The following is an 11,238-nucleotide window of genomic DNA, read 5'->3' on the forward strand; positions in this document are numbered from 1 at the left end:
CATTAAAGTTTATGTTGAGTAGTTTTATGGATTAATATAGCTAATGCAAAATTTATATGGTGTTGAGAGCATTCATGATGCTTTCGTGAAAATAATCGCAACAGTAAAATTTATTAATACCGTATGCTTTAGTGTTCTCAACGCCATTGTTTTCTTAATAAGATTTTTTATCATATATGTTCGTGGTGGCGCACTTGTTATGAAGGTGATGATCATTGTTGATGTCACTTTCATGAGCCACGATATGGGGTGAATTATGTTAACTCATGGTATCTTGAACGCACAATTAGCAGCTGCTATTGCAAAATTGAGGCATAAGGATCAATTTGTTGTTTCTGACTGTGGCTTGCCTGTCCCAGCGGGCGTAGAAGTTATTGATTTAGCTTTGGTTTTTGGAATACCGCGATTTCCTGATGTGCTTGCATCAATAAAGGATGATCTTGTTCTTGAGTCTGGTATTATGGCGGAAGAAGCTTGTGATGATGTTCCAGAAACATGGATCAAGGATTTGCTTGGTGTGCCATTGACTTATGTGCCGCATGATGGCGAACGAGGGTTTAAGGCTCTTGTTTCGCAAGCTAAATTCGTGATTCGAACGGGTGAGACTACTCCGTATTCTAACGTGTTGCTGCGTTGTGGCGTTCCATTCTAAGCTTTGTTTTGCGCAATATTTAGGGAGAATTATGTGTAGTTATCATATGCTTGACTTGTTAGAGAGTTTAGAAAAGATTAAAGTCATTCAGCCTGTTAACGTGGCTTTGCAACATGAGACATTGCCTGCGTTACGAAATATGAAGATGCCTACTGTAGCGATAGTTGGTTCTATGAATGCGGATTATACTATTGTTGCTAATCGTCTTCCTATGCCTGGTGAGACCATTAAAGGTAACGAAATACGAATACTGCCTGGAGGCAAGTCAGGTAATCAGGCAGTATCTGCTGCAAAGCTTGGTGCGCACGTATGTATCTTCGGTGCTGTAGGTGATGATGCTAATGCTGATTTTCTTACTGGTGCTTTGCGAGAATCTGGTGTTGATACGACGTATGTACGTCATGTACCCAATTGCAACAGTGGCGCAACAGTGATTACAGTGGATGCGCAAAGTGGCGAAAATACTATTGTTTATGCGCCTGGGTCTAACTCGCAAGTTGATATTGATTATATTCAGTCGCCATCTGTGCAAGCTGCTATTACTAATGCAAAAGTATTAGGGCTTTGCTTGGAAAGTCCATTAGAATCGGTTACGATGTGCGCTCGCTTAGCGCATGAACATGGCGTAAAAGTTTTGCTTAATAATTCGCCTTTTTTGGATACATTACCGCAAGATCTTATACGATCTGCAGATATCTTACTGGTCAATGAGCATGAAATGGCACAGCTATTGCATATTTCAGAACCAGATAGCGGTGATTGGGATTCATTTGATTGGAAGCATACGCTTCATGCAATGCATGAGTTTGGCTTTAATGAGGCAATAGTAACACTTGGCTCACGTGGGTCTATGGTTTTGGATTATGCTGATAATTCGGTGCATCGAATTATGGCTCAGCATGTCAATGCCGTTGATACTACGGGTTGTGGCGATGCTTTTATGGGTACTGTGCTTGCGTGTTTGTCTGTGGATATGCGGTTGGTTGATGCAGCGTCACTCGCTTCTTATGTAGCGGCATATGCTGCTACTGGATTTGGTGCCCAAGCTTCTTACGGTACAGTTGCTCAAATTCGTCAATTTTTTCACTTGTAAGTAGGTGATGCATGCATAAATTGTAAGTATATTCAGTTGACGTTCGCGCCTTGCCGATGTACAGAATTTTGACATTCTTCTAAAACTGTGTAATATGCTATAAAAACCAAAAAGCAGTTGGCTGATTTTAGTCACTACAATCAGCCTTACTGCTTTTTACTATATTTACAGTCGCTTCGACGAATTTTCATGTATGCACGAATTTCGCCTAAGCACATTTTTACCTAAAAGGAGGTGTCACTATGAGTGGCATGAAATATGCAATGATCGGTTCGGGAGCTATGGGATATCGCTATGGCGTTTTGTTGCAGGAAACGGCTGGCATTCATGTTGATTTCATTGATGCCTGGGATGAGAATGTGAATAAAGTTCGCGAGCAAGGCGGCGTAATGGTGAGCCGTGACCATGAAAACCGTCATTTGGTACCGATTAATATGTATACGCCTGAAGATTATGATGGCGATCCAGACGTGTGGATTGTGTTTATGAAGCAAATGCAGCTTGCGGAAATGTTGGAGCGTTGTAAGCATTTGTTTAAAGAGCATCAGGTAGTGTTTGCTGCTATGAATGGCTGGGGTCATTTTGAAAAGTTGCAGCAGTACTTCCCGGATGATCATATTTACGGCGGAACTGCCATGATTGCAACCGTTTTGAACGGTCCGGGCGACGTTGATTTTATTGGTAAAGTTGGCGTTGGAACTATGAATATGTGCGCGTTGAACGAGCAGGTGAGTGACGTTGAGCTTGCTATGCGAGACGACTTTAAAGCTGCCGGATTGAATCCTACTATTACGGAAGATTTCAAGGGTACGTGCATGGCGAAGGTAGTTTTCAATTCCGTAGTTAACACTTTGTGCACAATGTATCAGATTCAAATGGGTCAGTTTATTTCGTACCCTGGGGCTATGGATATGGCTCAACAGCTTATTAACGAAGCGTACGACGTGTGCGATCGTGCCGGAATTCGTATGGTTAATACGCGTCAGCAGGAGCTAGAGGCTATCGATTACGTAAGTCGCGTTGCAAATCCTCTGCACTATCCTTCTATGTACCAAGATATGAGTCGCGGACGAAAGACTGAAGTCGATTACATTAATGGTTACATAGCGAAGCTCGGTCGCGAAAATGATTACGTTTGCCGCACTCACGAATTCTTAACGCATGGAGTTCATTTGGCAGAACTCGCGTTCAAACTTCATAATCAGCAATAATTTAGAGAGTATCCCTATAGCTCTTGCAATGAATGAGAAGGAGGCGCGGCTCGCGGTTTTTACTGCGGGCCGCTTTTTATTATCCGCGCGTAACATCTAGTATGATGATAAAGTTTAGAGTCTAAAATCATAAATATTATTAAKCCTCTTATTGCAATGATTTGTGGAAAGCCAGAACTTAATGGTGTTCTAACTATTAGTATGAATGGTGCAACAATTTCTTTTGGCGCAGTAATTGGAGCATTATTGAATTTCCTTATTGTTGCTACAGCAGTTTATTTCTGCATTGTTTTACCTATTAATAAATTGCGTGAAATTGGTGCAGATTTGTTGCAAATTGAACATGAAAAAACTGAAGAAGAAAAAAGAAAAGAGCGTGAAGAAAAAACTATTCAACTGTTACAAGATATTCGTGACGAACTAGTAAAACGTTAATTTCTTATTTTTCTTATAAAAAATTCCCACTGCTTCGTAGTAAACAGTGGGAATTTTATTATCCAAAGCTAAATTATTCACACTATCAGTCGTCACCTAAAGTAATGTGAATTCCTCCAACTAATGAACCAACAACGTTATATAGAAGAGCAATTATTGCAGATAATACGGTTATTATAATTATTTCTACAATTGAAAAAATAGTCACAGTACTTAATACTGTTGGGAGTGAGAACACATCTGCAAGATTAAAACCGTTACTATCCAAACCAGTAGAAGAAACAATCTGCGTTACTTGATCAAATACACCAATCATATTCAAGAACAACCACACTAAACCTGCAGCAATAACTTGAATAATTCCTCCTGCAACGCTTAAAAGGAATGTTACTTTTGCTACAGACCATGCATCTACTCTTACTAAAGAAAGACTCATACGACGAGCACGCGGAACACGTCCCGATTTTGTTGCATTTGATTTATTGGAAATAGATGAAGCAGCACCACCAATTGTACGACGATACGTATTGGAACTACCACTAACACGTCCAGAAGATGATGAATTTTTAACAATATTTCCTAAAGAAGAATTACCAGATATTTCATCAAAATTATTTTCTTCACTTGAATAATTAACTTCCTTAGAAGGAACCATTTTTTCTGCAGATAATTCTGTGTCATTAGACAAAAATCTTGCAGATTCCTCATTCATATTCATCGGATTTTGCGATGGCTCAAAATTTTCGCTCATCTCAGTGTTCCTTCTCTTATTAATTTGCCTATAATCAGTGTCATTATACCAATGAGAGTACCAATAAAAACAGACTAGAACAGTTTTTATTAGTACTCTCAAATTTTTGTGGAATAATATTATTAATATTATTCCACATAAGAAGTTTCTTAAGCTTCCTCATTTTCTGAAGTAGCTTCTTTTTCTTCTAATTGATTTTCTTCGTCATCCGTTTCTTCATTACGGGCAATAGAAATAATTTCATCGCCTTTATCCGGCTTAGCTAAGGTTACGCCTTGAGTTGTTCTACCAGTGCGCTTCACTTCATTAACGTCAGAACGAATTACCTTACCGGACTTCATAATTGCCATTACTTGATCTGTTTCTTCAACAATCAAAGCTCCAACTAATGAACCACGACCCTCTGCAAGTTGAACAGCTTTAACACCGTAGCCGTTTCTTCCTTGCAAACGATACTCTTCAATAGCAGTTCGCTTAGCAAAACCTTCATTAGTAACAACAAGAAGATCTTTACTAGTTTCTGCCGCAACAACGTCCATATCGAGTAATTCGTCACCTTCACGGAATCTCATACCCTGAACGCCGGCAGTCTGACGACCCATTGGTCGAAGTTGTTCATCATCTGCTCTAAACTTCAAACTCATTCCAAGCTTAGAAACAAGAATAATGTCATCTTCTGAATTGCACAAAGCTGCACCAATAAGCTCGTCGACAGGTTCACCTGTTTCTTCATTTGCCATCAAACGTACAGCAATCAAACCGCCTTGACGTGGAGAATCATACTCTTGCAATGCAGTTTTCTTAACTTTCCCGGAACGAGTTGCCAATACCAAGTATTTAGCAACATCATAATTTGGAATTGATAACACTGCTTGAATTGTTTCTCCAGGAGTAAATTGCAACAAATTAGCAACATGCTGACCTTTAGAATCGCGAGATCCTTCTGGAAGTTCGTAGGCTTTCAGACGATAAACTCGACCACGATTAGTAAAGAAGAGCAACCAATTGTGTGTAGAAGTTAAGAAGAAGTGATCAACTACATCATCTTCACGAAGCTTTGCACCCTTAATGCCTTTACCACCGCGGTGTTGAGCACGATACTCGTCTGCCTTAGTACGCTTAATATAACCTGCGCGAGTTACTGTTACAACAACGTTTTCTTCAGCAATAAGATCTTCAACATTCATTTCACCAGAGAATGGAAGAATCTTAGTTCTGCGATCATCACCATATTTTGCAACAATTTCATCAAGTTCATCGCCAACAATTTTGCGCTGACGTTCTGGGCTTGCCAAAATATCGTTGTAATCAGCAATTTTAATCATCAAATCTTCATGCTCGTCGAGAATCTTCTGACGTTCCAAAGCTGCAAGTCTACGAAGTTGCATTGCAAGAATGGCATCCGCTTGAACTTCATCAACATCAAGCAAATTCATTAAACCAGTACGAGCAGTTTCAACATCTTTAGATGAACGAATTAAAGCCACAACTTCATCAATCATATCCAAAGCTTTCAAATAGCCTTGCAAAATATGATCTCGCTCTTCAGCTTCACGCTTTAAGTAACGTGTACGCCTATCAATTACTTCAAGCTGATGAGTTACCCAATGACGAATAAACGCATCCAAACTCAAAGTTCTAGGAACGCCATCAACCAAAGCAAGCATATTTGCGCCGAAAGTTTGCTGCAATTGCGAATGCTTATACAAATTATTTAAAACAACTTTTGGAACAGCATCACGCTTAAGAACAAGAACCAAACGCTGACCAGTACGACCAGACGTTTCGTCGCGCATATCTGCAATACCTTGAATTTTGCCATCTCGTACAGCTTCACGAATAGAAGCAGCTAAGCGATCAGGATTAACTTGGTATGGAAGCTCGGTAACAACCAAGCACATGCGTCCCTTAATTTCCTCAGTATTAACTACTGCTCGCATTGTAATTAAGCCGCGACCTGTACGGTACGCTTGCTCAATTCCCTTGTGACCTAAGATTGTTGCTCCAGTAGGGAAATCAGGTCCTTTAATTCGCTGAATTAAAGCTTCAAGAAGTTCTTCCTTGCTTGCATCAGGATGATCCAACGCCCAGTGCACACCATCAGCCACTTCACGCATATTATGAGGTGGAATATTGGTTGCCATACCAACAGCAATACCAGCAGAACCATTAACTAAAAGATTCGGGAAACGAGCTGGCAAAACCGTAGGCTCTTGAGTTTTACCATCATAATTTGGCAGGAAATCAACGGTATCTTTATCGATATCTCGTACCATTTCCATAGCCAACGGTGCCATACGGCATTCCGTATAACGCATTGCTGCTGCAGGATCATCACCAGGAGAACCAAAGTTTCCTTGACCATCAACAAGCATATAGCGCATTGACCAAGACTGAGCCATACGCACTAAAGTGTCATAGATAGCATAATCACCATGAGGGTGATACTTACCCATAACATCACCGACAACGCGAGAACACTTGTTATATCCGCGATCAGGCCTGTATCCTCCATCATACATTGCATAAATAACACGACGGTGAACAGGTTTTAAACCATCACGAACATCTGGTAAAGCACGCTCAACAATAACAGATAATGCGTAAGCTAAATAAGATTCGCGCATTTCCTGCTGCAAATCCATGTTCTTTACGCGAGCACCCCTCATTAAGCCATAATCAGTATTATCTGCTTCCTGAGGGCTCTGTGGTTCCATAGAATCATCTGGAAGCTGATCTCGCTCAGCATCATCACGAGCGGAATTTATTTCGTCTACCACTTCAATTCCTTCTTAATCTTATAAAAATTAAAGTTTTTTCTTTTTATCTTYTCGAATAAATTAATACTTTTAAGCGTCAATAAACCTTGCATCATGAGCATTTCTTTGAATAAAGAGTCTACGAGGCTCTACTTCATCGCCCATAAGCATGGAGAATGTTTCATCAGCTCGAGCAGCATCTTCAATATGAATTTGCTTCAAAATACGATGCTCAGGATCCATTGTTGTTTCCCACAACTCCTGATAACTCATCTCACCCAAGCCCTTGTATCGCTGAATACCTTCACCTTTAGGAAGTTGACGACCAGCAGCTTTACCTTCTGCCAAAACTCTGTCTCGCTCAGCATCCGTATAAACAAAATCATGTGCTCCCTTGCTCCACTTCAAACGGTACAAAGGTGGCATAGCAACATAAACGTATCCTGCAGTAATCATAGGACGCATATAGCGGAAGAATAATGTCAAATTCAAAGTAGCAATATGAGCACCGTCGACATCAGCATCAGCCATAATAATGACTTTGTGATATCGAACCTTGCTTAAATCGAAGTCTTCTCCATAACCACCACCAACAGCAGTAATTAAGGATTCAATAGTTTCAGACTTCATCATTCTGTCGATTGAAGCGCGTTCAGTATTCAAAATCTTACCACGCAAAGGCAAAATTGCTTGCGTAATAGGATCGCGACCTTGAATTGCTGAGCCACCTGCAGAATCACCCTCGACTATGAATAATTCACATTCTTCAGGATTACTTGACTGGCAATCCTTCAACTTATCTGGCATTCCAGCAGTTTCAAAAATAGACTTGCGACGAGTATTTTCGCGAGCTTTTTTAGCAGCAAGTCGAGCACGAGAAGCTTCTATAGCTTTTTGAATAATATTTTTTGCTTCATTTGGATGAGCATCAAACCAATCTCCAAGCTTTTCAGTCATGACTCTTTGCACAAAAGTCTTAGCTTCAGAATTGCCAAGCTTTGTTTTAGTCTGACCTTCAAACTGTGGAGTTGTAAGCTTTACTGAAACAACTGCTGTTAAGCCTTCGCGAACGTCATCACCAGAAAGATTAGTATCTTTCTCTTTCAAAATATTCTTTTCGCGAGCATAACGATTAACTAAAGTAGTAAGTGCTGCACGGAATCCTTCTTCGTGAGTACCGCCTTCAGTAGTCGAAATAGTATTAGCAAAAGTGTGAACTGCTTCAGAATAAGCAACAGTCCATTGCATAGCAATTTCCGCAGAAATACCAATTTCAAGATCTTCAGCCTCAAAGTCAATAACATCTGGCTCTACTGGAACAGCTTTTCGAGATTTAACTAAGTAATCAACATAGTCTTTAATACCATGCTCATACTGGTAGCTTACGCTTCTATGCTTTTCTTCACTAGAAGATTCGGAATCACCTGCAACTTCATCTCCAGCTTCATCTGGCTTACGTAAATCAGTTAAAGAAATCTTCAAACCCTTATTTAAGAAAGCCATCTGCTGGAAGCGAGAACGCAAGGTTTCAAAATCATAAACTGTTGTTTCAAAAATTGTTCCGTCTGGCCAGAAAGTCACAGAAGTTCCAGTAGATTCTCCTTCTGCCATTGGCTCACCTTTTGCCAAAGGAGCAGTTGGATGCTGATTAACATAAGTTTGAGTCCAGTGGAATCCTTGACGACGAACTTCAATTTCTACACGAGTAGAAAGTGCATTAACAACAGAAATACCTACACCATGTAAACCACCAGAAACAGCATAACCGCCGCCACCAAACTTACCGCCAGCGTGAAGCTTAGTCATAACTGTTTCAACACCAGAAACACCTTCGCCTGGCACTTCATCTACTGGAATACCTCGACCATCATCGACAACACGAATAGCATTATCAGGCAAAATTGTTACTTCAATATGCGAAGCATATCCTGCCAAAGCTTCATCAACAGAATTATCAACAATCTCATAAACCAAATGATGCAATCCACGAGGACCAGTAGAACCAATATACATGCCTGGTCTAATACGAACTGCCTCTAATCCTTCTAGAACACGAAGGTCACTCGCATCATAATGTTCAGGAGCAAGTGAATCATCGAGTTGAGCATCATCGAGTTTATGCTCTTCGACGGCATTATCCATCGAATTATCTTCCGTGTTTGCCACTTTAGGTCCCTTCACAAATTGCCTCATATTAAAAGGCATTTATAGAGCCAACATATGCCAGAAAGCACATAAAAGGGGATTCTAGCGTTTTAGCCATAATACATGACATTCTACACACATACTATGACCTCTCTTCAGAAATAGGCATTKYWAYWATTTTTAAAATCTTTATGCAAATGGAAATAACAAAAGGCTCGGAAGAAACTTCCGAGCCTCGAAACTTGCGATATTACCAACCGTCCCTAGCGGAAAGCAACAACGCAAAGTGCTCAGCATTAATCGGTTAACGAAGCCTGAATCAATAGTAAAAAAGGAAATTTGGCAAACCATATCAACAAGCAAACGCAAACCAATTAATTGCTGTATAAAACTAAAAGATCTACACAGCGTGCAGAGCACAAAATTTTTTACAAAAGCACTTAGTCTAGCGCACCTTTCAGCACACTAGACTAAGTAATTCACAGTAAAACCGACTCAACGATCAACCAATAAGCTAAAGCCCAAATGATTCATCACTGAATCAGATTTCAGCTTAGTGACGGATCTTGCGAAGAGCAGCACCCATGCCAGCAAGCACAGAAGCAGCAACAGCAGCCAAAGCTACAGCAGCACCGGTCTTAGCCAATGGAGCAGCCTTCTTCTCGGAAGACTTCTTAGCTTCAGACTTCTTATCAGACTTCTTTGCGGCAGCCTTGTCATCAACCTTCGCATAACACGCGCGGCAGAAACTTTACGCGCAAGTAAAGAAAAGGTCGCAGCGCAACAAAAAAGGCGGCAGGAATAATCCTACCGCCTAATTTTCACTATACACGCACGCATAAAACTGCGTTACGCGCAAAGCAACAAAAAGTTAGAACTACTTAAGTTCAACGGAAGCGCCAGCCTCTTCGAGGGCAGCCTTAGCCTTCTCAGCGTCTTCCTTCTTAGCCTTCTCGAGAACAGCCTTTGGAGCGCCGTCCACGAGAGCCTTAGCTTCAGCCAAGCCAAGGCTGGTCAAAGCACGCACAGCCTTGATGACTGCAATCTTCTTATCGCCAGCAGCGGTGAGAACGACGTCAAACTCGTCCTTCTCTTCCTCAGCAGCACCAGCAGCAGCTGGAGCAGCGGCAACAGCGGCTACAGGAGCAGCAGCTTCGACATCAAACTTATCTTCGAATGCCTTGACGAACTCAGAGAGCTCAACGAGGGTCATTTCACCGAAAGCTTCAAGAAGCTCTTCGTTAGTGAGCTTAGCCATAATTGGCTTCCTTTCTTACTTGGCCGGGCATACCTTATGCCTTACGACCATAACATTTTTACATTTGGTTGGTCTCATGCAGCAAGCTGCAAGGGAATCAAGCGGCCTTTTCCTGCTTCTCGCGCAAAGCGTCGATTGTACGAACTGCTTTGGTTGGCAATGCGTTGAACAGGTAAGCGGCCTTGGACATGGTGCCCTTGAGCGCGCCGGCCATTTCGGAAAGCAACTGTGGGCGCGACTTCAAGTCGGCGAGCTGCTTTGCACCTTCGGCATCGTAAACGGTTCCATCTGCGAAACCGCCCTTAATGACGAGGGCTTTATTCTCTTTGGCAAAATCACGCAAGGTCTTAGCAGCCTCAATGAAATCACCCTTAACGAAGGTGACTGCAGTTGGGCCGGCGAGAAGCTCGTCAAGACCTTCAATGCCCGCTTCCTTAGCAGCAATACGAGCAAGCGTGTTCTTAGCCACAGAGTAGGAAGTATCGCGGCCTAGCTTTTCGCGCAGAGTAGAAATCTGCGGAACGGTAAGCCCGCGGTACTCGGTGAGGTAGATAGCGTCTGCGTTACGGAAAAGTTCCGTAAGCTCGGCAACTACCGCTTCCTTTTCGGGCCTCTTCATGGCGTTCCTTCCTAAATTGGCCGTAGGTGAAAGAAACGCATCAAGCTTAATTAAACAGAGCAATAAAAAAAAGCCCTGCGCACTGGCAGAGCAACATAAGAAGCACTAAGGCGTGCTTAAATTTTCGACTCATAACGAAATTCGCTATAAATCATCGCTCAACCTGTGCTGGCCTGACACATCAATTTCAGGAATTTTTAATTCCGCCAACGGTCTGTGGTTTACGTTGGGTAAGTTTAATACGCCGTTAGGACAATGTCAAGAGAAATACTATAAAAATAAAAAAGAGGGCATGTAATTTACATACCCTCGAAT

Annotated in this window: 8 protein-coding genes and 2 pseudogenes; 4 read left to right on the plus strand and 6 right to left on the minus strand. The window is 41.6% G+C overall.

Features of this window, described 5'->3' with window-relative positions; all coding sequences use genetic code 11:
• Positions 1–256 precede the first annotated feature (256 nt).
• From rbsD to A5295_RS01630, 4 genes and pseudogenes are all read left to right on the plus strand, one after another.
• Positions 257–652 carry a D-ribose pyranase gene (gene rbsD, locus A5295_RS01615; RefSeq protein WP_004109421.1) on the plus strand — a complete coding sequence of 132 codons (396 nt, stop codon included), beginning with the start codon at positions 257–259 and terminating at the stop codon, positions 650–652.
• Between the two features lie 46 nt (positions 653–698).
• Positions 699–1,745, plus strand: coding sequence for a ribokinase (locus tag A5295_RS01620; RefSeq protein WP_064621536.1), 1,047 nt, complete (start codon positions 699–701; stop codon positions 1,743–1,745).
• Between the two features lie 242 nt (positions 1,746–1,987).
• Entirely contained in the window at positions 1,988–2,956 is a 969-nt protein-coding gene (locus tag A5295_RS01625; protein WP_064621534.1) for a ketopantoate reductase family protein, read from the plus strand.
• 132 nt (positions 2,957–3,088) lie between these two features.
• Positions 3,089–3,391, plus strand: a pseudogene (locus A5295_RS01630) (MscL family protein); the annotation flags it as partial.
• Positions 3,392–3,476: 85 nt separating this feature from the next.
• Here A5295_RS01630 and A5295_RS01635 read toward each other — a convergent pair.
• From A5295_RS01635 to rplJ, 6 genes and pseudogenes are all read right to left on the minus strand, one after another.
• The gene (locus A5295_RS01635; protein ID WP_004109560.1) at positions 3,477–4,142 is read right to left on the minus strand and encodes a DUF3566 domain-containing protein; all 666 of its coding nucleotides are present in this window, start codon (positions 4,140–4,142) and stop codon (positions 3,477–3,479) included.
• A gap of 149 nt (positions 4,143–4,291) precedes the next feature.
• On the minus strand, positions 4,292–6,922 hold the full coding sequence (gene gyrA / locus A5295_RS01640; RefSeq protein ID WP_064621535.1) for a DNA gyrase subunit A: 2,631 nt from the start codon (positions 6,920–6,922) through the stop codon (positions 4,292–4,294).
• 69 nt (positions 6,923–6,991) lie between these two features.
• A complete protein-coding gene (gyrB, locus tag A5295_RS01645) occupies positions 6,992–9,067 on the minus strand; it encodes a DNA topoisomerase (ATP-hydrolyzing) subunit B (RefSeq protein WP_102704527.1) in 2,076 nt (691 codons plus the stop codon).
• Between the two features lie 532 nt (positions 9,068–9,599).
• Positions 9,600–9,773, minus strand: a pseudogene (locus tag A5295_RS06140) (peptidase); the annotation flags it as partial.
• A 150-nt stretch (positions 9,774–9,923) separates the two neighbouring features.
• A complete protein-coding gene (gene rplL / locus A5295_RS01650; RefSeq protein ID WP_004105575.1) occupies positions 9,924–10,304 on the minus strand; it encodes a 50S ribosomal protein L7/L12 in 381 nt (126 codons plus the stop codon).
• Between the two features lie 97 nt (positions 10,305–10,401).
• Positions 10,402–10,923 (minus strand): 50S ribosomal protein L10, encoded by a 522-nt coding sequence (gene rplJ, locus A5295_RS01655; protein WP_012913809.1) that lies wholly within the window; start codon positions 10,921–10,923, stop codon positions 10,402–10,404.
• Between the last annotated feature and the right edge of the window lie 315 nt (positions 10,924–11,238).

The organism is Gardnerella sp. 26-12 (assembly GCF_001660745.1).
Lineage (GTDB): Bacteria > Actinomycetota > Actinomycetes > Actinomycetales > Bifidobacteriaceae > Bifidobacterium > Bifidobacterium swidsinskii.